This is a genomic window from uncultured Chitinibacter sp., assembly GCF_945957625.1.
GTDB classification, from domain to species: Bacteria; Pseudomonadota; Gammaproteobacteria; order Burkholderiales; family Chitinibacteraceae; genus Chitinibacter; species Chitinibacter tainanensis.
Map to the genome: position 1 here is coordinate 384489 of NZ_CAMFLP010000001.1, position 24007 is coordinate 408495.

Sequence of the window (24007 nt, forward strand, 5' to 3'; positions counted from 1 at the left end):
GAGCTGACATCAGCCTGCAAATGCCCAGCGTTAGCATCCGCTCCATCGCCCGTATGTGGGCGCATTTTCCCCAAAAATCGATGGAGCAAGACCCGATGTGGCAACCTAAAACCCCCACTTTGCTGCTGCAGGCGCTGTGCCTGGCCATCAGCAGTGGCACAGTGTTCGCGGCCGAGCCTTGGCAAGAAGGCGTGACTTATCCGGCAGGTAGCACGGTGCAGTATGGCAACCGCGAATACACCGCTTTGCTGACGCATACTGCGTTTCATGGTGCGAATTGGAATCCGGCCGCAACACCAGTGCTGTGGCAAACCAAAGCCGGAACGCCAACCTTGCCGCCTAGCCCACAGCCGAGCCTGAATCCGACTACGCAGCCGACGCTGAGCCCCACTCAGCCCCCGGCTGCGGGTGAATGTGCGGCCCCGTGGCTCGCCAGCAGCGTTTATACCGCTGGCCAGCGCGTGGTGATTGGTGGGCAAGTGTACGAAGCCAAGTGGTGGACGCGTGGCGATCAGCCGGCCACCAGTGGCCAATGGGGCCCGTGGCGCGCGCTGGGTGCTTGCGCGACGCCTAGCCCAACGCTGGCGCCGACCGCAACACCAGCACCAAGTGCGAGCCCAGTGCCAACGGCAACTGCGACCCCGACCGCCGTTCCAACCGTAGCCCCAACGGCCGCCCCCACCATCGCACCGACGCCAACTGCCACGCCAGTCGTCACCCCGGTGGTTACGCCAAATCCAACCCCGGCCCCAACGCCAAGCCTGCCGCCGCTGAACCCACCGCTGGCTTCGCTCACGCAAGGCTTGGTGCATTACTACCCGCTGGAGCAGGGCGCAGGCGATAGCGTCGCCGGCATCACCTTGCAAGCGGTTGGCCCGCAGCAGCGCAGCACTGGCCGCTTTGCCAATGGTGTGTTGCTCGATGCCAAGCAGGGCGCAGCACTCTTTTTGCCGCGCGCTTTGAGCGGCACTTACACCATCGGTTTCTGGCTGCGTATGCCGGAAGACATGGGTAATAAGCTGGCCAGTATCCTGACCAATAAAGATTGGGAAACCGGCCTCAACCCCGGGGTTTCGATTGGCCGCAATAATGATGGCCGGCTGAAAATCAATATTGGTGATGGCAGCAAGCGGCTGGATGGCTATCTGCCTGGCGCCGGCAAAGGCTGGGCCTATATTGCGCTCACCGTCGATGAGCAGGCCAAAGTGCTGACTGCCGCCGCTACCGACGATAAAGGCTTTGTGAATCGCATCAAGCTTAATTTCGCGGCGCTGGGCAATATCTTGCCAAGCTTTAATCGCTGGGCGCTGAATGAAGATGCGCGCGGTGATTATTACAGCCGCTATCCGGCCGAACGTTTTGCGCTGGAATACGACGAGCTGGCGGTATGGCAGCGCGCATTGTCAGATGCCGAAGTGCAAAGTCTGGCCAAGGCCGAAGCGCCGCTGGCGGTGCTGAAACCGCAGCCGACCACCTTGCCACCAAGCCCAACGCCGAGCGTGACCCCAAGCCCAACGGCTACCCCGCAGCCAAGCGTTACGCCGCAACCTACTGTTACGCCAAGCCCCGATCCACAGCAGCCACCGAGCGGCGCCGGCTTGCCGACCTTCAGCATCGCGCCATCACTGCAAGGCCCCGGCCCCGATCGCATGACGGTGATGTTTGAAAGCGCGCAAGTGCAGGGCGAAGTCTGGGTGCGCCCATTTGGCAGTGGCGAAGTTTTCCGCCGCTTTGCTGCGGTACCTCATCCCAAAGACGCTACTGTGCAGCATGCGGCGCTCACCGAGCTCAAATCAAATACCCTATATGAGTATTACGTGCGAACGCATAGCGCAGATGGCCTAACAGCCTATACCTCGCAGCGCTACGCCTTCAAAACCTGGCCCAAAGCGGGTGATGGCGTGGAGCAGGCCAAGTTTGTGCTGTTTAGCGATACTCAAGATGGCCGTGGCACGATCTTTACCGACATCGTAAACAAAGGCGTGATTCCGCTCGAATGTGAAAGCACCGATCCGGTGCAATGTAGCGAGAAAATCGCCGGCATTATCCACCATGGCGATATTGTGGCCAGCGGCGGTTCGCGCGATCAGTGGCGCAATCAGTTCTTTGGCCGCCTGCAGGCGCTTAGCCCGTATGTGCCGATTATTCCGGCGCCGGGTAATCATGAATATTTCGCCGAAGAGATGGGCAACCCGGCCAAGGTGACCCAGCCAGATCTGAATAAGGCCATGCAAAGCTATCGCAAATACTTTGCCGGCGTGCCGGATAATGGCTCGGCGCTGTATCGCGGCTTCTGGTACAGCACCGATTATCTGGGCCTGAAACTGATTAGCCTCGATACCACGCCAATCTCTGGCCGCCATGCCCATGGCAACTGGACGCCAATGTCGATGTATTGGGATCAATTCCGTGTGGCACAGCTTGATTGGTTCAAGCAGCAAATCGCCAGTGCCGAACAGCAAGCCAAGCCATATGTCTTCAGCATTAACCACGGCCCGTGTCTGTCAGAAAAATGGCGCAATGGCGAAGTGATGGCCACCTGCGAGTTTGTGTCCGAGCTGGAAGACTACAGCCGCCGCACGCAGGCCATCACCGGTAATCTGTTCGGCCACGTGCATAGCTATGCGCGCGGGCATTCGATGGATGTCAAACACCTGTGGCTGAATGCCGCCAGCGCCAGTGGCGGGCTGGAAGGGGGTGGTAATCAAGGGAGTGATGGCAAAGATCTCGATATCTTCACCATTACCCGCGATGAATTTGGCTACAACACGCTCACTTTCCGCTTCGGGCCGCAGCAAAGCCTAGCCGTGGTACGGCGTTCCAGCGGCGTGACCGGCACCAATACCACCTTCCCGGTGACCGATCAGGCGCAGATTACCCAGCAGCCGCTGGTGGTGCCACCAAGCCTGCCGCAACGTGATCTGGGCGAAGTGGCGCTGGCTGAGCTGACGCTGCAATTTGTGCTACCAGCAGGGCTGGATGGGCTGGAAGCGCATTGGCAACTGGCGAAAAATGCCGACTTTAGCGATGCCTTTGACATCTGGGGCAACCAGACGCGCAAAGAAAACTGGTTCTACACCGGTAGCACTGAGGCGAGCTTCACTAATACCCGCGCCGGGAAGTCGATTAATGAGCTTTCACTTGCGAATGCCCTGCAAGCGCGCGAGATCTTGCAAGACGGCGGCAATGAAGCCTTCGAGCGCTGGTCGCTCTCCAAAGGCGCTAGTTGCACCACACTCACCGGCCCACGTGGCGGGCAGTGTACGCATGTATCTAGCTATGATCGCTTCGCCAGCAAACCAGCCGCCTTGCAGCTTGCCAGTGGTGAAACCTGGTACTACCGTGTGCGCGTGCGCGATAGCGGTCTGAACTGGACACCGTGGAGTATGACGGGCAGCGTGAAAATCAAATAAGCCCCAGCCCACGGTACTGCCGTGGGCATAAATGGGCATTGCAGTACACCACGCCGGGCAATGCCCGGCGTTTTTTTCTGTGTCTTGGGCTGCGGAATTGGGCAAGGCGAATTTGAGGCAATACCAAAGGCTGCGGAGCGCCAATTGGGGTGCTAAGTCGGCACAGCTTCAGGCTTTCGCTGTGACCGCGCCCTGCGGAAGCAACTGCAAAAAGCTGCGAATTGCGCGCATTTCGGCGCGCTGGCGGAGCAGATATAGATATTCATGCACCGCCACCTGACTATCGCTGAGCTGTAGTGCGCGCAGGCGCGGATGTTCGCCCACTTCGCCGGCTGCCATCAAGGCCCAGCCCAGACCCTGCGCTACGCCTTCGCGCACGGCTTCGCGGCTACCGAGCTGCAGCCGGCGTTGCAGGCGGATTTGATGGTCGGTTAGCAAGGTATCGACCGCCTGCTGGGTGACCGAGCCGGCCTCACGAGTAAGCAGTATTGCACCCTGTAATTGCTGGCAAAGCACTGACTTATGATGAGCGAGCGGATCGCTACTGGGCACCAGCAATACCAGCGGGCTGCTGGCCAGCGGGCGACACATCAGGCGGGGATCGTCCAGCGTTTGCGAGGTGACGGCTAGATCAACCTGATAATTCAGCAGGGCTTCAAGCATGACCGCCGAATTGCCAAACTGCACATCCACTTGCAGTGCTGGCTGAGCGGCGCGCAGCCGGGCGAGTAGCGGCAGCAGATAAAATGGCCCGGTGGCGCCAATGCGTAGCTGGCCGGCTTGGCGTTCGCTTTGCTGGCGCAGCTCAAATTCCAGCTCGGCTTCTTGCTGGAGTAGGCGCTCTACTTTAGGAAGTAGCTGGATGGCGGTATCGGTGAGCACCAGCCGCCCATTGCGGCGGCTGAACAGCTCAATCTGGTAGTGTTCTTCCAGCTTGCGCAGCTGGCTGGTGATGCTGGGCTGACTAAGATTCAGATGGCGGGCGGCAGCCATGACGCCGCCTTGGCGGGTGACTTCAAAAAAAACACGTAGCCACGTGGTGAGCATAAATCTTCCGGCAAGCAGCACAACAGCCGGCACAATACCGGCGCATTGCTACAAGCCGATGGCAGCACGATGAAAGATCTAGACTTGTTGGCGCTCGCCAGCGGCTAAATCCTTGGTTTATTCATCCAGAAATGCCAGCAGCTCATCAAAGCGATGAATGATGGCATCGGCGCCGATCCCCTCCAGATTGTCGCCATAGCCATAGCTCACCAGAATATTCGGGGCGCCTGCGGCGCGGGCGGCCAGGATATCGTTTTTCGAGTCGCCCACCATCAGCAGCTGTTCCACCGCCACGCCCAGCCGTTCGGCGGTGTAGTTCAGGGGCAGAGCCGACGGTTTACGCTCGGGCAGGGTGTCGCCGGCGACAATCACTTCAAAATGCTCGAATACCCCAAGCTCACGCAGCAGGGGCAGGGTAAAGCGCTCGGGCTTATTGGTGATAATCGCCAGCGGTAGGCCGCGTTCGTGCAGCGCATGCAAGGTTTCCTGCACTTTGGGATAAAAGCGGGTAGCCAGTGTCAGCCCGGCGCGATAGTGCTGGTTGAATAATTCCATCCCTTGCTGCTGCAGCGGGCTGCCGGTGAATTCAGCGGCGTGATCATCGGCCAGTACCCGGGCCACTAGGCTGGCGGCGCCATCGCCGACATAGCTTTCCACCACGGCGGCGGCTAGTGGGGCCAGCTGCAGATCGCCGCGCACGGCATTGGCGGCGCGGGCCAGATCTTGGAGTGAATCGACAAGGGTGCCATCGAGATCAAAAGCCAACGCTTGAATCGTCATGGGGGGCTCCAGTAAAGGGGTATGTGTCACTAAGACTTAATCATAAAGCCTTAGCGGATGATACAGCAGTGGGTATCTGCTTGAGTGCTTGAATAAGGCCTGCGCGCGGCTTAGTCCAGCAGCGCCAGGATTTGCGCCAAGGGGCGGCCGATGGCGGCGCGGCCCCGGTGAATTAGCACCGGGCGTTCAATCAGCTTGGGGTGGGCGGCCAGTAGGGCGATAATGCCCGCCTCATCAGGTACGCCGTCGCGGGTGAGCTCGGCCCACAGTGCTTCTTTCTGGCGAACCAGCCCCAAGGCGGGCAGACCCAGTTGCGCTAAGAGAGTGCCAATTTCTGCCGCACTGAGCGGCTCTTGCAAGTACAGCCGCACTTGCGGTTGCTGCCCAGCCGCTTCCAGAGCGGCGAGGGCTTCACGACTTTTGCTGCAGCGTGGATTGTGCAGTAGTTGCATGGCGCGTATCCAAAGCAGGGAAACGCTTATTTTACCTTGGCCAGCTCCGCGCGCATCTGGTCAATCACGGCTTTGTAATCTGGCTGGCTGTAAATGGCCGAACCGGCCACAAAGGTATCGACCCCTGCGGCTGCGATTTGCGCGATATTATCTACTTTGACCCCGCCATCGATTTCCAGCCAGATTTCGCGCCCGGTGCGAGCGGTGTAGGCATCGATCAGTGCGCGCGCCTGGCGGGCTTTATCTAGCGTAGCCGGAATAAATGCCTGCCCGCCAAAGCCCGGGTTTACCGACATCAGCAAAATCATGTCGATTTTATCCATCACGTAATCAAGGTAATGCAGTGGTGTGGCGGGATTAAACACCAGGCCCGCTTTGCAGCCGCAGTCTTTAATCAGGCCCAGCGAGCGGTCGATGTGCTCGGAAGCCTCAGGGTGAAAGGTGATGATATTGGCGCCAGCTTTGGCAAAATCAGGGATGATGCGATCTACGGGTTTAACCATCAGATGCACATCAATCGGTGCGTCGGTCCACGGGCGGATTGCATCACAGACTAGCGGGCCGATGGTGAGATTGGGGACGTAGTGATTATCCATCACGTCAAAGTGCACAATGTCGGCACCGGCGGCGATCACGTTTTTCACCTCTTCACCCAGACGGGCGAAATCGGCAGACAAGATGCTGGGGGCGATGCGATAAGTCATGACGAGCTCCGTAAATAGCTTGCAGGTATTATGCCAGTTTGCCGCCCAGTGTAGCGCGCTGGCGGGTTGCTGCCCTGATACGGCGCAAATTTGCGAAAAAAAGCCGGGCAGGGAGTGGCAAAATGCCAGCTTGCCCTCATCTGTCTGACAAAACAAATGCGCTGGAGATACCGCATGGAACACAGTTATCAGATCAAAGTACTGGCCCGGCCGTTTTATCTGGCCGAGCAGTCGGATGAAAAAGAAGAGCAATACACCTTTGCTTATCAGATCACCATCGAAAACACTGGCTCGATCACCGCCAAACTCATCGCCCGGCACTGGATTATCGAAGACGCCAGCGGCAAGCAGCAGGAAGTGCGCGGTCTGGGCGTAGTCGGTGAGCACCCTGAGCTCGCCCCCGGTGAAACTTTCGAATACACCAGCGGCGTGACGCTGAATACACCAGTGGGCACCATGCGCGGCACTTATCAGATGATCGCCGCCGACGGCACCGAGTTTGAGGCCGAAATCCCCTCATTTGTGTTGGCCATGCCACGGACGTTGCATTAATGCGCCCGGCTAGTGCCGCGGCAGCGGATGTCGCCCCAGCCCAGACTGCCCCCGCGCAGCGTAATCAATTGGCCACTTTGCGCTCTTTATTGCCCTATCTGTGGCAATACAAATTGCGAGTGATTTTGGCACTGAGCCTTTTGGTGGCGGCTAAGCTTGCCAATGTGGCGGTGCCTTTGGTGCTGAAGGATATTGTTGATCAGCTGGGCCCTGAGCAGCAGGCGCTGGTGCTGCCGGTGACGCTGATCTTGGGCTATGGCGCCTTGCGGCTGGCCTCGTCGGTATTGGGCGAGATGCGCGATGCGGTGTTTGCCAAAGTCACCCAAGGCGCAATCCGTAAAATTGCGCTGCAGGTCTTCGAGCATTTGCATCGCCTCTCGCTGCGCTTTCATCTTGAGCGGCAAACCGGCGGCATGAGCCGCGACATTGATCGCGGCACCAAAGGCATCGCCTTTTTGCTCAATTTCACCCTGTTTAATATTTTGCCCACCCTGGTGGAGATTGGCCTTGTGGCGGCGATCTTGCTGGGCAAATATCACTGGACCTTCGCCGCGGTGACCTTTGGCACCATCGTGCTCTACATCGGCTTTACCTTGGGCGTGACCGAGTGGCGGATGCACTTTCGCCGAGAAATGAATGATCTGGACTCCAAGGCCAACACCCGGGCGATTGATAGCCTGATCAATTACGAAACAGTGAAATACTTTGGCAATGAGCGCTGGGAAGCCGAGCGCTATGACCGCAGCCTGGCCAAGTGGGAATCGGCCGCAGTCAAAAATCAGGTGTCGCTGTCGTTTCTGAATGCCGGCCAAGCCTCGATTATTGCCCTGGGCGTGACTGCGCTGGTGTGGATGGCGGCCGATGGCGTGGTGCAGGGCACGATGACGTTGGGCGATCTGGTGCTGGTGAACGCGTTTTTGCTGCAGCTGTATGCGCCGCTCAATTTCCTGGGTTTTGTTTATCGCGAAATCAAAAATTCGCTGGCAGACATGGAAAAAATGTTTGGCCTGCTCAACCGTAATGCCGAAGTCACCGATGCGCCCAATGCCCAAGTGCTGGATCTGGCGCCGGCGCAAGTGGCATTTAAAGGCGTTTCGTTTGCTTATGATCCTGAGCGGCCGATTTTGCACGATATTAATTTCAGCATTCCGGCTGGCCATACCGTAGCGGTGGTTGGGGCCAGTGGCGCGGGCAAATCAACGCTCTCACGGCTGTTATACCGGTTTTATGATGTGCAAAGCGGCCGGATTGAGATCAATGGTGTGCCGCTGCCGGCGCTGCAGCAAGACTGCCTGCGCGCGCAGATTGGTATCGTGCCGCAAGATACGGTGCTGTTTAACGACACCATCTTTTACAACATCGCCTACGGCAAGCCGGGGGCCAGCCGCGATGAAGTGATCGAGGCGGCCAAATCGGCGCATATTTACGATTTCATCATGGGCCTGCCGGCTGGTTTTGATACCACGGTGGGCGAGCGCGGGCTGAAGCTATCCGGTGGGGAAAAACAGCGGGTGGCGATTGCGCGCACCATCTTGAAAAACCCGCCGATCCTGATTTTTGATGAAGCTACCAGCGCGCTGGATTCGCAAACTGAAAAAGCCATTCAGGCTGAACTGAAAGCCATTTCGGCCAATCGCACCACGCTGATTGTGGCGCACCGGCTCTCGACCATTGCCGATGCGGATGAGATTTTGGTGATGCAGGGCGGGCAAATTATCGAGCGTGGTACGCATCGTGATTTGCTGGCGGCGCAGGGGCAATATGCCCGCATGTGGGCGCTGCAGCAAAGTGAGGAGCAGACTTAAGCGAGGTATAGCTTGGCAGCTAAGGTGTGGCTTGGTTTTGTGCTAGATACCGGCCAGGGTATTTGCCCGGGCTTTGTCTATGCGGGCTTGACTGTATAAATGCCGTTCGGCGGTGTGATTTGTGCGCAGAAAATCGCGCGCGGCTGCGCTCTAATCGGGTGTATTCGATCCGCATAGACCGTGAGGTGCCACATGCAGTTAAACCGTCGCGATTGGGAGTGGGTACTGACCTGCTTTGGTACCGCCGTTGGGGCCGGTATTTTATATTTGCCGATCCGCGCCGGGTTGGGCGGGCCGTGGCCGCTGCTGATCCTCACCGCGCTGATTCTGCCGGTGACATGGCTCGCGCATCGCGGCATTACGCGCGTGGTGGCTTCCTGCCCCCAGCCCACCGATATTGTCGGCGCCGTGGAGCATGATCTGGGGCGCAATGTCGGTTTTGCCGTGTCGGTGCTGTATTTCCTCTCGATTGTGACCATTTGTGTGGGTTATGCCACCGGTGTGACCAATATCGTGCAATCTTTCCTCACTCACCAGTTGGGCATTGAGGGCTTCTCGCGGCCGCTGCTCACCTTTGTGTTGCTGGTGGGGCTAACGTCGGTAGTGTTGGCGGGCGAGCGCATTATGGTGCGGATAACCTCATTGCTGACTTTTCCGCTGATCATTCTGCTGGCCGGTTTATCGCTGTATATGATCCCGCAGTGGAATCTGAGCTTTTTTAGCGCCGAAAGCCGGCTGGATGAGGTGCTGCGCAATCTCTTGCTGCTGTTTCCGGTGCTGGTGTTTGCGATGAATTTCTCGCCGGTGTGTTCAACGCTGGCCGCTAGCTATCGCCAGCAATATCCGGTGGCAGAGGCGGTGGCCCGCACTGATGGCATCATCAAATGGACTTCGCTGGTGCTGTTGGTGTTTGTGATGTTTTTTGTGCTTTCGATGGTGCTAGCCACTTCGCCCGAAGTGCTGCAGCGCGCCCAGGCCAATAATGTCGATATCCTCACCACCATGTCCTTGGTGGTGCACGAGCCGTTCCTGAAATACCTGATCCCGGTGATTGCATTTTTGGCAATTGCCAGCTCTTACTTCGGCCATTTTGTCGGCACACGGGAAGGAGCGGTGGGCATTGTGACGCGCCTACTCACTTGGCATAACCCTGCCGCCGCGGCGCAGCTGAATCTGCCGCGCATCAATACCTGGATCACCGTGGTGATGATGGCCGGGCTGTGGGTTTTGGCGGTGTATAACCCGCCGGTGCTGAAAATCATTGGCGCGCTTTCGGCCCCGATTATCGCGATTTATGCCTATCTATTGCCGGTGATGCTGATGAAGCGGGTGCCACGGCTGCTGGTATATCGCTCAAGCTTAGCGAGCTTTGTATTTGTGATGGGCCTACTGGGGATTGCTGGTGATCTGGTTGGCAGCTATCTGTAACTGCCACCGCCACTAATTGTGCTGGGGCGGGCGTATCTTACGCCGCCCGAGTGGGGATAGACGGTATTGCCGCACCGAGTGGCGCTGGCTATCAATAGCGCAATCACTGCTTTTCTCTCAAGGCTCGTCATGCTCAGCGTGTTTGATCTCTTTAAAATCGGTATCGGCCCCTCTAGCTCGCATACCGTAGGCCCCATGGTGGCGGCGCGCCAGTTTGCGCTGCAGTTGCACACGGCGGGCTTGCTGGCGCAGTGCGCACGGGTTTCGGTGGAGCTGTATGGCTCGCTGGCGCTCACTGGGGAGGGGCATGGCTCGGTAAGCGCCGTATTGCTTGGTCTGGAAGGCTATACCCCTAAAGACATCGATCCAACACTGATTGCGCCACGCCGCACCGCCTTGCAGCAGGGCGCGGTGCTGCGGCTGGCTGGCCTACACGAAGTTCCATTTGTGTTTGCCCGTGATGTGGCGCTGCATAAGCATTTGTTCTTGCCTGAGCACGCCAATGGCCTGCAGTTCACGGCGCTGAATGCCGCGGGCGAAGTGCTACAGCGTGAGCGCTATTTTTCAGTGGGCGGCGGGTTTGTGCTCAGTGCCGCCGAGCTGGCAGCGCAAAGCACGAGCACCCAAAATACGACTGCGGCGGTGCCGTATCCGTTTCAAAATGCGCTTGAACTCTTGGCGCACTGCCAGCAACAGCAGCTGAGCATGGCGCAGGTGATGCTGGCTAATGAGCGGGTGTGGCGGAGCGAGCTGCAAATTCGTGAGGGGCTGCTAGAAATCGCCGCGGTGATGCAGCGCTGTGTGCTTACCGGTTGCCAGCAGGAAGGGCTATTGCCCGGCCCCTTTGCGGTGAAACGCCGCGCGCCGGCGCTGTATCGCCGGCTGGAGGCGCTGCAGCTGGAAGGCCGCGCCGACATCATGCTGTGGCCAATGTTATTTGCCATGGCGGTCTCCGAAGAAAACGCCAGCGGCGGGCGGATTGTCACGGCGCCTACCAATGGCGCGGCCGGGATTATCCCCGCGGTGTTGCAGTACTATCGCGATTTTGCGCCTGATGCCAGCGAAGACGGCATTGTTGAATTTTTACTGACTGCCGCGGCGATTGGCCTGCTGTACAAAATGAATGCCTCGATTTCCGGCGCCGAAGTCGGCTGTCAGGGCGAGGTGGGCGTGGCTTGCTCGATGGCCGCCGGCGCGTATTGCGCTGTGTTGGGCGGTAGCCTGGCGCAGGTTGAAAATGCAGCGGAAATCGCCATGGAGCATCATCTGGGGCTCACTTGCGACCCGGTTGGTGGGCAGGTGCAAGTGCCCTGTGTGGAGCGCAACGGCGTTGCCGCAGAAAAAGCCATCAAAATTGCCCAGCTGGCCTTGCTGGAAGATGGCCGGCATTTGGTGAGTCTCGATAAAGTCATCGAAACCATGTATCGCACCGGGCTGGATATGAAAAACAGCTACAAGGAAACCTCGCTCGGGGGCCTAGCGCTGACGGTGGCGCAGCCAGAATGCTAGTTGCGGCAATTTGCCGGCATGAAAAAGCCCGCCAATGCGGGCTGGAGTGTACTCAAACAGGGCGGGGTTAACGTTCGGCGAGATAATCCTGTTCGCGTTCGGCGCGCTCGGCGGCGAGATCGGACAGCGCATTACGGATTTGGCGTTTGGTTTCAAATTGCTTGCGATAGGTGCTCATCACGGCGATTTCCATATTACGTTGGGCTTCTTCGATCGAGCGACGCTGGCGAGAGGTTTTGAACGTAGACGGCAGAGACATGGTGATTCCTCATGGTGAAGGTGAAAACCAATACATCATGGCTGGAACAGCCCCGAGTACAGCTCAGTTAGCATGGCAATTATGGATGTCATTGCGATGACAGAACATCTTTTTTTGCTGGCTTTTTGTTCTGTGCAACAATCTTTGCGTAAGGATTTGTTTTTGGCTGTAAGTGTTGTGCGTGGCTAGACCACTGCACCTAAACATCCGGCCGCAAAAGAAAAACCCCGTTGCCGAGGCAGACGGGGTTTTTGAGGGGTATTGCTCGCTAGAGCTTTTTTATCAAGGCATAGCGAGCGATACATGCGGCAGTATTGCAAGTGCTTAACGCAGGCTTTCCAGGAAGCGATCCGCATCCAGTGCTGCCTGGCAGCCGCTGGCGGCAGACGTCACCGCTTGGCGATAGATGTGGTCTTGCACATCACCGGCCGCAAATACACCCGCTACGCTGGTGGCTGTGGCATTGCCATCGCGGCCGCCTTTGGTGATGATGTAACCGGTTTGGTCCATCTCCAACTGGCCTTTGAAGATATCGGTGTTGGGCTTATGGCCAATCGCGATAAAGACGCCATCGACGGCGATGTCTTTGGTGGCTTCGCCGCCAAATTGTTTCAGCCGTGCGCCGGTTACCCCTGAGGCGTCGCCAAGGACTTCATCCAAGACTTGGTTCAGTTCCAGCGAGATTTTGCCTTCGGCCACTTTTTCCATCAGGTGATCGATCAGGATTTTCTCAGCGCGGAAGGTGTCGCGGCGGTGAATCAGCGTCACGTGGCTGGCGATATTGGCCAGATACAGTGCTTCTTCCACCGCGGTATTACCACCGCCGACCACGGCCACCGGTTTGCCGCGATAGAAGAAGCCGTCACACGTTGCACAAGCCGATACGCCGCGGCCTGCAAAGGCTTCTTCGGAGGGCAGGCCCAGATATTGCGCCGAAGCGCCGGTGGCGATAATCAGCGCATCGCAAGTGTATTCGCCCGAATCGCCAACGAGGCGGATCGGTTTTTCGCTCAGGTGTGTGGTGTGAATATGATCAAAGATCATTTCGGTACCAAAACGCTCGGCGTGCTTTTGAAAGCGGCTCATCAATTCCGGGCCCATTACGCCATCGGCATCTGCTGGCCAGTTGTCCACATCGGTGGTGGTCATCAATTGGCCACCCTGGGCGATCCCGGTGATCAAAACCGGTTTCAGGTTGGCGCGGGCCGCATAGACGGCGGCGGTGTAGCCGGCCGGGCCAGAGCCAAGAATCAGCAGGCGATGGTGTTGTGTTGCCATGATGGTGTCCTTGTGTGTTGGTTCAATCGCTTCAGGTTTATAGTGGCACAGCGCGTTCAGCCTAGCGATGGCTAAAGGCGCAAGACCGCAAAAATGCGCATAGTGTAAAGCTTTGCGCGGTGACGTTCTATTCGTTTCTTGCTATCGTGCCGATAGTTTGCACGGCGGGCGCTGAGTGCGCCCAATAGCACTGAAGTGGGGATGAGGTGATGGTTTGAAAAGGTGGTATCGGCATTATTTACCCGCTTTTGGCGCATTAAGCCGGGCACCGGTGCGCCGGGTGTTGGCCAAACAGGTGTATTTCACCGCCAATGAGGCCGCGTGGCTGATGTTTTTGATTGGTTTTGCGCTGGGGGCGATTGTAGTTACCCAGCTGCATGGCCAGTATGGGCAAAGCCGCGATGCCGCCCTGCGCCTCTTGGGCTCGCTGACGTTTGGTGAGTTGGCGCCCTTGCTGACGGTATTGATTGTGATGGCGCGTTCGGCGTCGGCGATTGCCATTGAGCTGGCCAGCATGCGGGTGAATGGTGAAGTGCGTGAGCTCGAGCGCATGGGCATTCCGATTCATGGCTATCTGGTCTTGCCCCGCGTGTTGGGGATGATGATTTCAGCCGTATTGCTCACCGCCTGTATGGCGCTGGGGAGTATGCTGGGCGGGATGCTGGTGATCTCGGGTTGGGATGCCAGCTATCAGGTGCTGGCGCTGGAGCGGATTGTGCGCTTTGGCGAGCTGGCGCTGTGCGTGGCCAAGGCGGCGAGTTTTGGTCTGGCGGGCGGTATTTTGGCCTGCCATGCGGGTTTGCGGGTGCAGCTTAATGCGACGGAAATTCCGCGCGCGGCATCACGGGCGGTGATGCGCGGCTTGTTTGCTTTATTTGTGCTGGATTTATGCTGGGTGGTGTTTAAATGAGCCGGCTATTTACTGGGCACGCTACGCATTGCTGGCAGTTTGCCCCCAATTTGCCGGAGGCGCGGGGGCATTATGCCTTTATCCTGCCCGAAGAAGATCAACATCCGGCACTGATTGATGCGCTGTGCCGCCACTATGCAAACCTGTGGCGCGCACCTTTGGCCTTGCTGGAAGCGCGGCCGGTGTTTGTGAGCAATTTGCGGGTTTGGGAGAACATTATCCTGCCCACCTGGTATCACGCTGGTGCTCCGCTGAGCGAGCTGGATGCGCGGATGCAGGCGATGCTGGCCGGGCTGCAGTATGATGAGGCGGCACTGCAGCGTGCTTTAGCGCAGCTGCCCGCCCAGCTCGATACCCCGCACCGACGGCTGGCGGCTTTGCTGCGGGCCTTGTTGCAGCATCCGCAGGCGATTTTGCTGGATGAGGCGTGGCTGGCGTGGTTGGCGCAATCGCGCGCGCGCGGTAGCTTATTATCGCAATTGTATGATCGGTATACGGCATTGGAGTATGTGTTTGTACTCTGCAATCATGAAGCCCCAGAGGGCTATACCCCCATTAGCTGTCGCTGGGTAAGTGAAGAATCGGCATGAAAAATCATCAATACTTAAAAGACAATGACCCTCGTTTTCACTGGCTGGGCTGGCGGGTGGGCGTGTTTGCGCTTGGCATCGCCATCTTGATCATTACGCTCTTGGCGGTATTGGCCGAGCGGCAGGGTTTATTTAATGCTAAAGACCGGCTGCATTTTGTGGCGGAAAGCGGCGCCGGGCTCACGCCCGGTATGCAGGTGCGCCTGTCCGGGTTTCGGATTGGTGTGGTCGATGAAGTGGCACTGAATGAGCAAGCCAAGGTCGATGTCGAGCTCTTGATCGAGCAACGCTATATGAAATGGATTAAGACCGACTCGATTGCCATCTTGCAGCAAGACGGGCTCATTGGAGATCACTTTATCGAAATTAGTGGCGGCGGGGCCAAAACCCCGGCGATGCAGGAAGGCGGCGTGCTCAGCTTTGCCCCCGCGCTGGGCATTGCCGATATCGCGCTGGATCTACGCAATCGAACCATGCCGATTTTTGAGTCGGTACAGCAAACACTCGATTACATCAATGACCCCAAGGGAGATCTGCGCCAAACCGTCCACAATGTGCAGCAGCTGACGGCGGAAGTGCGTCAAACCCGGGAAAAGCTGGATCAAATTCTGGCGCATACCGATACCTTGCTGGATGGTGAGGCACGGCAAACCCTGCGTTCGGCCGATCAGCTCTTGCAGCGGGCGGATCAAATTGCCAGCGAAGTCGCGCAGCGCACGCCACAGTTACTGACGCAAACCGCTTCGCTGGTCGCCACCGCCAATGCCATCGCCCAAGATGCCAGCGCCACCATGAGTCAGGTGCGCCGCGTTACCGAACAGGCCGCACCGCAAATCCCGGGCTTGGTGCGCAACACCGATGGCCTGGTCCGCCGCAGTGAGCAAACGCTGCGCGCTGTGCAGCAAATCTGGCCACTGAGCCGTACGATAGAACAGGCACCCGTGGTGGTGCCCGCACCGGAGAGCCGCTAATGAACCCACGCTTGATGCGCCGAATGGGCGGCGCTTTGCTCTCTTCGGTATTGTTAGTGGCTTGTGCGAGCAAGCCCGTGGCTGAATTACCCCCACTACGTATGGCCGCACAAACCGCACATCAAAAGGCCTTGGAGGCGATACGGCAGGGTGATTTACCCACTGCGGCCGAATTTTGGCAGCAGGCCTTAAGTTTGTATCAGGCGCAGGATGATTGGAGCGGGCAGGGCGCAGCGCGCTTGGGCTTGGCGCAGATTGCCTTGCGCAATCAAGCGCCGACTGAGGCGCGCGATTGGTTGGCGCCGATGCTGGCGCAAACGCAGTTTGACCCCGCGCTGCAGGCGCAGGCCCAACTGCAAATAGCGCAAAGCTGGCTAAAGGCCGATGCCGGCGTGGCCGCCATGCATTTAATGGCGGCCGAGCAATGGTGCAAAAGCCAGTGTAGCTGGCGCTGGGCGGTAGCCAATCTGGCCACGCAAATTGCCTTGGCCAAGCAAGATTTCATGCGCGCTCGTAGCTTGGCTGAGGCCACTTTGGTGGCGATCCCCGCGAGCGAAACCGCCGAGCGTAGCCATGCGCACCGCTTGCTGGCGCAGGCCTGGTTGCCCAGTAATGCCACTCAGGCGCTGGCGCAGATTGAGGTTGCTTTGGCCCTTGATCGCAGCTTGGCGCGACCGGACTGGTTGCGTGAAGATTTGCTGCTGCGTTTGCAGATTGCCAGCCAGCTTGAGCAGGCCGAGTTGATTAAAGATACGCAAGCGCGGCTCGATAGCCTTTGCGCCGCGGTGGTTTGCCGCTAAGCGGCTTGCCCGGCGCTGCAGTTAGCGGCTATAATCGCCGACTAGCTGTACAAATGGTTGTGCAGTAAATCTCCCGTTCGCGGCTCAGAGGTGTTTGTTGGGGTGAAAATCCTTGGCAAATTCCAGCGAACGGTAAGACCTTAACCCCTGAGACTTTGGAGAAATCAATGTCTGTTAGCATGCGCGATATGCTGGAAGCCGGCGTACACTTCGGCCACCAAACCCGTTACTGGAACCCGAAAATGGGCAAATACATTTTCGGCGCTCGCAACAAGATTCACATCATCAACCTCGAAAAAACTCTGCCAATGTTTGAAGATGCACTGAAATTCGTGCGTCAACTGTCTGCAAACAAAGGCAACGTTCTGTTCGTAGGTACTAAGCGCGCTGCTCGCGAAATCATCGCTGAAGAAGCTGCTCGCGCTAACGCGCCTTACGTTGATCACCGCTGGTTGGGCGGTATGCTGACGAACTACAAAACCGTTAAGCAATCGATCAAACGCATGAACGACATGAAAGCTGTGCTGGAAAATGCTGAAGGCACCGGCTACGGCAAGAAAGAACTGCTGGACATGAAACGTGAAGTTGAAAAACTGGAGCGTTCACTGGGCGGTATCAAAGAGATGGGCGGCCTGCCAGACGCGATTTTCGTGGTAGATACCGGCTATCAAGCAGGTACTGTGGTTGAAGCCAAAAAACTGGGTATTCCAGTGATTGGTGTAGTTGATACCAACAACAGCCCAGACGGCATCGATTACGTTATTCCTGGTAACGATGACTCTTCTCGCGCCATCCGCCTGTACGCTCGTGCAGTGGCTGATGCTGTGCTGGAAGGCCGTAACCAAGCGACTCAAGCTCTGGTTGCTGCAGTTAGCGAAGCTGCTGCTGAGTAATCTAGCGCTAAAGCTAAACTCGCAAAAAGGGGCGTTTCGCCCCTTTTTTGTAACAATATTCCAATAGACTGAAATCCTCATTCAGGAGAAATTCATGGCTGCGATTACTGCAAAAATGGTCAGCGAACTGCGCGAAATGACCGGCTTGGGCATGATGGAGTGCAAAAAAGCACTGGTAGAAGCCGATGGCGACATCAAGAAAGCTGAAGAAGCGCTGCGTATCAAGTCAGGCGCTAAAGCGTCTAAGATGGCTGGCCGTACCGCTGCTGAAGGCGTGGTTAAAGCATTTATCGCTGATGACAAGAAAGTGGGCGCAATCATCGAAGTTAACTGCGAAACCGACTTCGTAGGTAAAGATGAGAGCTTCGGTGCGTTCGTGACTGCTTGTGCTAAAGCCGTTGTCGTTGGCAACCCAGCTACCGTAGAAGAACTGGCGGCTGTAGTGACCGATTCTGGCGAAACCGTAGAAGATCTGCGCAAAGCTATCGTGGCAAAACTGGGCGAGAACATGACTCTGCGTCGTTTCGTGCGCTACCAGACCGAAGGCCAGCTGGCTGCTTACATCCACGGCGCGAAAGTGGGCGTGCTGGTTGATCTGACCGGTGGCGACGAGCAACTGGGCAAAGACATTGCTATGCACATCGCTGCGGCGAAACCAAAAGCACTGGATGCTTCAGGTGTTGACGCAGAAGCGATCGAAACCGAGCGTCGTGTTGCGATCGAGCGCGCTAAAGAAGCTGGCAAGCCAGAAGCGATGCTGGAAAAAATCGCTGAAGGTACTGTGCAGAAATTCCTGAAAGACGTGACTCTGTTGTCACAGCCTTTCGTGAAAGATGACAAAGTAACCATCGAGCAACTGCTGAAATCAAACTCAGCCGCTGTAAATGCATTCGCAACTTTCGTAGTTGGCGAAGGCATTGAGAAGAAAGTGGTAGATTACGCCGCTGAAGTTGCTGCTGCTGCACAACTGTAAGTCTGTACTAGACTGAAATGAACGCCGCGCCCTTGGTGCGGCGTTTGCACGACCACGCCCGAGTTAACACTACATAGGAACAAGATATGAGCCTGCCTAAAAAATATAACCGTATTCTGTTGAAACTCTCCGGCGAAGCTTTGATGGGGGATGATAGCTACGGCATTAACCGTGCCACCATCGACCGGATCGTGCAAGAAATCAAAGAAGTGGTTGATCTGGGTGTGCAGGTGGCGGTGGTGATTGGCGGCGGGAATATTTTCCGTGGCGTAGCGCCTGCAGCCTCAGGTATGGATCGTGCCACAGCCGATTATATGGGTATGTTGGCCACCGTGATGAACGCGCTAGCCCTGCAAGATGCAATGCGCCACGCGGGGATTGTTTCACGTGTACAGTCCGCCCTAACTATCCAGCAAGTGGCGGAGCCTTATATCCGCGGTAAAGCGATTCGCTACCTCGAAGAAGGGAAAGTAGTGATTTTTGGTGCCGGTACTGGTAATCCATTCTTTACCACCGATACCGCCGCCGCCCTGCGCGGGATGGAAGTCGGCGCAGATATCGTACTGAAAGCCACCAAAGTCGATGGCGTTTATACCGATGATCCGAAGAAAAACCCGGATGCGGTGCGTTATCACACAGTGACGTTTGATGAGGCAATTGGTCGCAATCTGAAGGTAATGGATGCCACTGCCTTTGCCTTGTGCCGCGATCAGAAGATGAATATTTGTGTGCTGAGCATCTTTAAGCAAGGCGCGCTTAAGCGTGTGGTGCTTGGGGAAGACGAGGGTACACTGGTACACTGCTAAGATTGTATCGAACTCATTGCAACGGGCGGGTATAATCCCGCCTGTTTTTTTATTGCCGCCTTAACTGAAGACGTGTTGTAGAGGTAAGTTGACATGATTGCTGATCTGAAAAAAACCACCGAAGAAAAAATGCAGAAAACCGCCGAGAAATTGCGGACGGATTTGGCGAAAGTACGTACTGGCCGCGCTACCACAGGCCTCTTGGATCACATTCAGGTTGAATACTATGGCAGCCCTGTGCCGGTAAATCAGGTGGCCAATATCACCTTGATCGATTCACGGACGATTGGTGTGCAGCCATATGAAAAAACCATGGTATCGAAAGTTGAAAAAGCGATCCGTGATAGCGATCTGGGGCTGAATCCCGCTTCACAGGGCGATGTGATTCGCGTACCGATGCCCATGCTGACCGAAGAGCGTCGTAAAGACCTGATCAAAGTGGTGCGTAGCGAAACCGAAGACGCGCGCGTTGCCGTGCGTAATGTCCGCCGTGATGCCAATGATCAACTCAAACGTGCCGTGAAAGATAAAGAAGTGTCGGAAGATGATGAGCGTCGCGCACAAGACGAAATCCAGAAGCTGACCGACAAATACATCGCCGAGCTGGATCGTCAACTGGCCGATAAAGAAAAAGAGCTGATGACTATCTAAGAAAGGCAGTAAACGTGGCTTTGTTTAATCGCGCAAGCGAGCAGGAACCTGTCGATATTCGGCAGGGCAAGCTACCCCAGCACATTGCCATCATCATGGATGGCAATGGCCGCTGGGCCAAAAAACGCATGATGCCCCGGGTGTATGGGCACAAAAAAGGCGTCGATGCGCTGCGGGAAGTAATTCGGGCTTGTGATGAGCTGAAAGTCGGTTTCCTAACCGTATTTGCTTTTTCGAGCGAGAACTGGCGTCGCCCAGCCGAAGAAGTCTCCTTTCTGATGGGGCTCTTCTTGCAGGTGCTCAATAGCGAAATCGAGCGCATGCAGCGCAACAATATCCGCCTCAAGATCATTGGCAGTCGAGAGAAATTCTCAGCTGAGCTGGTGGCCATGATTGACGATGCTGAGCGCAAAACGGCCGCCAATACCGGCCTTTGCCTAACTATTGCAGCCGATTATGGTGGCCAGTGGGATATTACCCAGGCGACCAAAGCGCTGCTACGCCACGCCCCGGAAAAGCTGGAAAGCTATACACCCGAAGATCTGATCCCCTATTTGGCAATGAATTATGCGCCGGATCCCGATCTTTTCATTCGTACCGGTGGTGAGCAGCGGATCAGTAATTTCCTGCTCTGGCAGCTGGCCTATACCGAACTCTACTTTACTGATTTGGCCTGGCCAGAATTTGGTCGCGCCGAGCTATTTGATTCGATTGCCTGGTATCAGCAGCGCGAGCGCCGTTTTGGGCGAATCAGTGAGCAATTGAGCGAAGACAATGCTTAAATCTCGTATTTTAACGGCCTGTGTACTGTTTCCATTGGTGGCGGCGGCGTTGTTCTGGCTGCCTCCTCAGGGGTGGAATTTGTTTTGCGCAGGTTTGTTGGCGGTAGCCGCTTGGGAGTGGCAGTCGCTCTCTGGGATGAAAGGCTGGTTGGCTCGCATCTATCCGGCCTTGGTGCCATTGGTGTTTTTGCTGGCATGGTATGGCCTGCCAGGCATGATGCGGGTAGGGCTCTTGTATGCCGCAGCGGGCTTCTGGGTGCTGATCGTGCCCGTATGGTTGCGCAAAAAATGGGTATTGCAACAGGCGGGTAACCTCAATGCCTTGCTGGGTATCGCGCTGCTAGTACCAGCGGCTATGGCGATGATTGTTTTGCACCCAGACGGTATTACTTTGTTGGCAGTGTTCATGGTGGCCTGGATTGCCGATACCTTTGCGTATTTTAGTGGAAAGGCATTTGGCAAACACAAACTAGCGCCGACCATCAGCCCCGGTAAAAGCTGGGAAGGGGTAGTGGGCGGTACGCTGGCGGTGATTGTGTATGTGCAACTATTGCCCAAACCATTTGCCTTGTTGGTGGGTTCGCCTGAGTTTGATTCCCCATTGTCGCAAGCCGCGCTCTGGCTTTTGATTGCACTCCTGCTAACCGCAGTGAGTGTCATGGGTGATTTGCTAGAGTCACTCTTTAAGCGCCAAGCGGGCATTAAAGATAGCAGCCGTCTACTGCCAGGGCACGGCGGCGTGCTGGATCGTATTGATAGCTTGCTGGCGATATTGCCGGTTAGTGCCGCTATCTACTTATTAAGTTCTATTTGAAATTTGCCTTAGTAGGAACGCTATGTCCGTCGGACCGCAGAATGTTTGCATTCTTGGTGCAACTGGCAGCATCGGTCAAAGTACCCTTGATGTTATTGCCCGTCATCCAGAGCGCTATCGTGTGTTTGCGATTAGTGGCGCCACGCAGGTAGAAAAACTCATCCAAATTGCGTTACAGCATCATCCTCGTTATCTGGTGGTGCTGGATGCCGCTGCTGCCACCAGCATTGCAGCGGCACTGAAGGCGGCGCACTGCCTCACTGAGGTGTTGTGCGGCGCAGATGCCTTGATTGCGATTGCTACTGCGCCCGAAGTTGACGCAGTGATGGCTGCGATCGTTGGCGCGGCCGGTATGCCAGCAACCTTAGCAGCGGCCAAAGCTGGCAAGCGCATTTTGCTGGCCAATAAAGAGACTTTGGTCTTGGCTGGACGTCTATTTATGCAGGCCGCTTCCGCCTCGGGGGCGGTACTGCTGCCGATTGATAGCGAGCACAACGCTATATTCCAGTCTTTGCCAGAAAGCTACCGCGAGCATCCCTATCAGCAGTCTTTGACTGCTGCCGGGGTCGATAAACTTATCTTGACGGCTTCTGGCGGGCCGTTCCGCACCCGGCCTGCAGAAACGCTGGCGAGTATTACGCCAGCAGAAGCGGTAAAACACCCAAATTGGTCAATGGGGCGGAAAATCTCGGTGGATTCCGCCAGCCTGATGAATAAAGGCTTGGAAGTTATCGAGGCGCACTGGCTGTTTAATGCGCCGGTAGCGCAGATTGAGGTGATTGTGCACCCACAAAGTGTCATTCACTCTATGGTGCAATATCGCGATGGCTCAGTGTTGGCCCAACTGGGGACGCCGGATATGCGCACACCGATTGCCTATGGCCTTGCCTATCCTGAGCGGATCGCTGCCGGCGTGAAGCCACTGGATTTACTCAGTATTGCCCGTTTGGAATTTGAAGCGCCAGATCTAGAGCGTTTCCCTTGCTTGACCCATGCGTTTGCTGCCATTGCGCAAGGTGGCGCAACTCCGGCCGTGCTAAATGCGGCCAATGAGGTGGCAGTGGAGTATTTCCTTGCGGGTGCCATCCGCTTTACGCAGATCCCTGAGCTGATTGCCGCCACGGTGGAACAGTGCCACGCCGTGAGTGATGAATCATTAGAAGCCTTGCTGGCGGCCGATCAACTGGCGCGTAGCACTGCGCTGCAGCTGATTGGACGCTGGAGCTAAGTATGATTACCCTGCTTTCCTTTGTTTTGGCAATTGGTCTACTGGTATTTGTCCATGAGTACGGTCATTATTGGGTTGCCAAGCGATGCGGGGTGGGGGTATTAACTTTTTCGATTGGTTTTGGGCGTCCAATTTGGCAGTGGCAGCGTGGTGAAACCACTTGGCAGATTGCTTTAATCCCATTGGGTGGTTTTGTCCGGCTGATGGATGAGCGTGAAGCGCCGGTCGAGGCCGGTCAACGCCAGCGCGCCTTTAATCGGCAGGCGCCTTGGAAAAAAATTGCTGTCGTGGCTGCTGGGCCGCTGGCGAATCTGATTTTTGCGGTACTGGCTTTTTCGCTCTGCTATTGGCATGGTGTACCGACCATGCAGGCGCGAATCGCCATGGTGACGCCAGCCAGTATTGCCGCGCAGGCGGGCTTAGTCAGCGGCGATAAGGTGCTGGCCGTGGCCGACCAGTCGGTGGCTACATGGGAGCAATTACAAATTGCGCTGTTTGCCGAGGCGGGGAATGAATCGGTTGCGCTTAAAGTGCAATCACGAGCAGGTGGCGAGCGAATGATCGACTTGCAGCTCAGCAAACTGCCCCGCGAAGAGTTCGATCAGCAACTATTACTGCGCTTGGGTTTGAGCCCATTTGCACTCTTGCCGGTGATTGAAGAAGTGCAGGCTGGGAGTGCCGCGGCACAAGCTGGATTGCAAGCCGGTGATCGTATCGTGCAGATTAATGGACATCTGGTTGCAGATTGGTCTGCCGTGCAATCGGCAGTGAAATCCAGCGCTGGACGCCCTTTGAACCTGCGCGTTGACCGCCAAGATCGGCAATTGCAATTTCAAGTGACGCCGGCCATGGCGACCCAGGCCGATGGCTCGTCGCAGCCAAGACTTGGGATCTCGCCTCGTGCAGATGCAGCCTTTAATCAGCAGCAACTGGTGCAGGAGCAGTACGCTATGCCCGCCGTGCTGTGGGTGGGTGCTGAAAAAACCTGGCAAATGTCACTGATGACGGTGCAGATGTTCGGCAAAATGCTGGTGGGCGCGCTTTCTCCAAAGCAAATCAGCGGCCCGCTTGGGATTGCCGAATACGCCGGCCTAAGTGCGCAGCTAGGGTGGCTGGCCTATTTACAGTTTTTGGCGCTGATTAGCATAAGCCTTGGCGTATTGAATCTGCTGCCCGTGCCAATACTGGACGGTGGGCATTTGCTGTATCATAGCTACGAATTACTAACGGGTAAGACTGTGTCTGTAGCGCTCACGGAATGGCTGCAGCGCATTGGTCTTGCCTTGTTACTCACCCTTATGGCCGTGGCATTGTTTAATGATGTCACTCGGTTGTTGCTTCATTGATCTGCTTGCATAGACG

The 24007-nt window shown here is 56.6% G+C and carries 23 protein-coding genes; 17 read left to right on the forward strand and 6 right to left on the reverse strand.

What is annotated here, in order from left to right; all coding sequences use genetic code 11:
- Positions 1-20 precede the first annotated feature (20 nt).
- On the forward strand, positions 21-3413 hold the full coding sequence (locus QV747_RS01805; RefSeq protein WP_288791464.1) for a carbohydrate-binding protein: 3393 nt from the start codon (positions 21-23) through the stop codon (positions 3411-3413).
- 168 nt (positions 3414-3581) lie between these two features.
- On the opposite strand, the gene QV747_RS01810 is transcribed toward QV747_RS01805, so the two are convergent.
- The 4 genes from QV747_RS01810 to rpe all read right to left on the reverse strand — a co-directional run bounded on the left by QV747_RS01810 (position 3582) and on the right by rpe (position 6396).
- Complete coding sequence (locus tag QV747_RS01810; RefSeq protein WP_273427982.1) at positions 3582-4460, reverse strand: LysR family transcriptional regulator; 879 nt, start codon at positions 4458-4460, stop codon at positions 3582-3584.
- 117 nt (positions 4461-4577) lie between these two features.
- A complete protein-coding gene (locus tag QV747_RS01815) occupies positions 4578-5240 on the reverse strand; it encodes a phosphoglycolate phosphatase (protein WP_028448924.1) in 663 nt (220 codons plus the stop codon).
- Between the two features lie 110 nt (positions 5241-5350).
- On the reverse strand, positions 5351-5692 hold the full coding sequence (locus QV747_RS01820) for an ArsC/Spx/MgsR family protein (protein ID WP_028448925.1): 342 nt from the start codon (positions 5690-5692) through the stop codon (positions 5351-5353).
- Between the two features lie 26 nt (positions 5693-5718).
- Positions 5719-6396: a ribulose-phosphate 3-epimerase gene (gene rpe, locus QV747_RS01825; RefSeq protein ID WP_273427975.1), complete on the reverse strand. Its 678-nt coding sequence runs from the start codon at positions 6394-6396 to the stop codon at positions 5719-5721.
- 174 nt (positions 6397-6570) lie between these two features.
- Here rpe and apaG point away from each other — a divergent pair, with 174 nt between their 5' ends.
- From apaG to QV747_RS01845, 4 genes are all read left to right on the forward strand, one after another.
- Complete coding sequence (apaG, locus tag QV747_RS01830) at positions 6571-6948, forward strand: Co2+/Mg2+ efflux protein ApaG (RefSeq protein WP_028448927.1); 378 nt, start codon at positions 6571-6573, stop codon at positions 6946-6948.
- Positions 6948-8753, forward strand: coding sequence for an ABC transporter ATP-binding protein/permease (locus QV747_RS01835; RefSeq protein WP_273427971.1), 1806 nt, complete (start codon positions 6948-6950; stop codon positions 8751-8753). Before apaG ends, QV747_RS01835 begins: the two co-directional genes overlap by 1 nt.
- Before the next feature lie 192 nt (positions 8754-8945).
- Positions 8946-10181, forward strand: a complete 1236-nt coding sequence (locus tag QV747_RS01840; RefSeq protein WP_273427968.1) for an amino acid permease — start codon at positions 8946-8948, stop codon at positions 10179-10181.
- 129 nt (positions 10182-10310) lie between these two features.
- Positions 10311-11690, forward strand: a complete 1380-nt coding sequence (locus tag QV747_RS01845; protein WP_273427966.1) for an L-serine ammonia-lyase — start codon at positions 10311-10313, stop codon at positions 11688-11690.
- Between the two features lie 67 nt (positions 11691-11757).
- Here the strand turns inward: QV747_RS01845 and QV747_RS01850 are convergent, their stop codons facing one another.
- Both QV747_RS01850 and trxB read right to left on the reverse strand, forming a co-directional pair.
- Complete coding sequence (locus QV747_RS01850; RefSeq protein WP_028448930.1) at positions 11758-11949, reverse strand: hypothetical protein; 192 nt, start codon at positions 11947-11949, stop codon at positions 11758-11760.
- Positions 11950-12273: 324 nt separating this feature from the next.
- Entirely contained in the window at positions 12274-13227 is a 954-nt protein-coding gene (gene trxB / locus QV747_RS01855; protein ID WP_373317247.1) for a thioredoxin-disulfide reductase, read from the reverse strand.
- 214 nt (positions 13228-13441) lie between these two features.
- Here trxB and QV747_RS01860 point away from each other — a divergent pair, with 214 nt between their 5' ends.
- The 12 genes from QV747_RS01860 (at position 13442) to rseP (ending at position 23991) form a co-directional block, all read left to right on the forward strand.
- Positions 13442-14137: an ABC transporter permease gene (locus QV747_RS01860; RefSeq protein ID WP_156905340.1), complete on the forward strand. Its 696-nt coding sequence runs from the start codon at positions 13442-13444 to the stop codon at positions 14135-14137.
- Entirely contained in the window at positions 14134-14727 is a 594-nt protein-coding gene (locus tag QV747_RS01865) for a hypothetical protein (protein WP_273427961.1), read from the forward strand. Before QV747_RS01860 ends, QV747_RS01865 begins: the two co-directional genes overlap by 4 nt.
- Complete coding sequence (locus QV747_RS01870; protein ID WP_273427959.1) at positions 14724-15698, forward strand: MlaD family protein; 975 nt, start codon at positions 14724-14726, stop codon at positions 15696-15698. Before QV747_RS01865 ends, QV747_RS01870 begins: the two co-directional genes overlap by 4 nt.
- Positions 15698-16498 carry a tetratricopeptide repeat protein gene (locus tag QV747_RS01875; RefSeq protein WP_273427957.1) on the forward strand — a complete coding sequence of 267 codons (801 nt, stop codon included), beginning with the start codon at positions 15698-15700 and terminating at the stop codon, positions 16496-16498. The genes QV747_RS01870 and QV747_RS01875 overlap by 1 nt, the downstream gene beginning before the upstream one ends.
- 167 nt (positions 16499-16665) lie before the next feature.
- Positions 16666-17391 (forward strand): 30S ribosomal protein S2, encoded by a 726-nt coding sequence (rpsB, locus tag QV747_RS01880; RefSeq protein ID WP_028448935.1) that lies wholly within the window; start codon positions 16666-16668, stop codon positions 17389-17391.
- Positions 17392-17485: 94 nt separating this feature from the next.
- Positions 17486-18364, forward strand: coding sequence for a translation elongation factor Ts (tsf, locus tag QV747_RS01885; protein WP_273427954.1), 879 nt, complete (start codon positions 17486-17488; stop codon positions 18362-18364).
- An 86-nt stretch (positions 18365-18450) separates the two neighbouring features.
- Positions 18451-19170 carry a UMP kinase gene (gene pyrH / locus QV747_RS01890; protein WP_034618698.1) on the forward strand — a complete coding sequence of 240 codons (720 nt, stop codon included), beginning with the start codon at positions 18451-18453 and terminating at the stop codon, positions 19168-19170.
- A gap of 93 nt (positions 19171-19263) precedes the next feature.
- Positions 19264-19821, forward strand: coding sequence for a ribosome recycling factor (gene frr, locus QV747_RS01895; protein ID WP_028448938.1), 558 nt, complete (start codon positions 19264-19266; stop codon positions 19819-19821).
- Positions 19822-19916: 95 nt separating this feature from the next.
- Complete coding sequence (uppS, locus tag QV747_RS01900) at positions 19917-20603, forward strand: polyprenyl diphosphate synthase (RefSeq protein WP_373317271.1); 687 nt, start codon at positions 19917-19919, stop codon at positions 20601-20603.
- Positions 20596-21417 carry a phosphatidate cytidylyltransferase gene (locus tag QV747_RS01905; protein WP_273427950.1) on the forward strand — a complete coding sequence of 274 codons (822 nt, stop codon included), beginning with the start codon at positions 20596-20598 and terminating at the stop codon, positions 21415-21417. Before uppS ends, QV747_RS01905 begins: the two co-directional genes overlap by 8 nt.
- 22 nt (positions 21418-21439) lie before the next feature.
- Entirely contained in the window at positions 21440-22645 is a 1206-nt protein-coding gene (ispC, locus tag QV747_RS01910) for a 1-deoxy-D-xylulose-5-phosphate reductoisomerase (RefSeq protein ID WP_273427948.1), read from the forward strand.
- 2 nt (positions 22646-22647) lie between these two features.
- Positions 22648-23991, forward strand: a complete 1344-nt coding sequence (gene rseP / locus QV747_RS01915; RefSeq protein ID WP_273427945.1) for an RIP metalloprotease RseP — start codon at positions 22648-22650, stop codon at positions 23989-23991.
- Positions 23992-24007 lie beyond the last annotated feature (16 nt).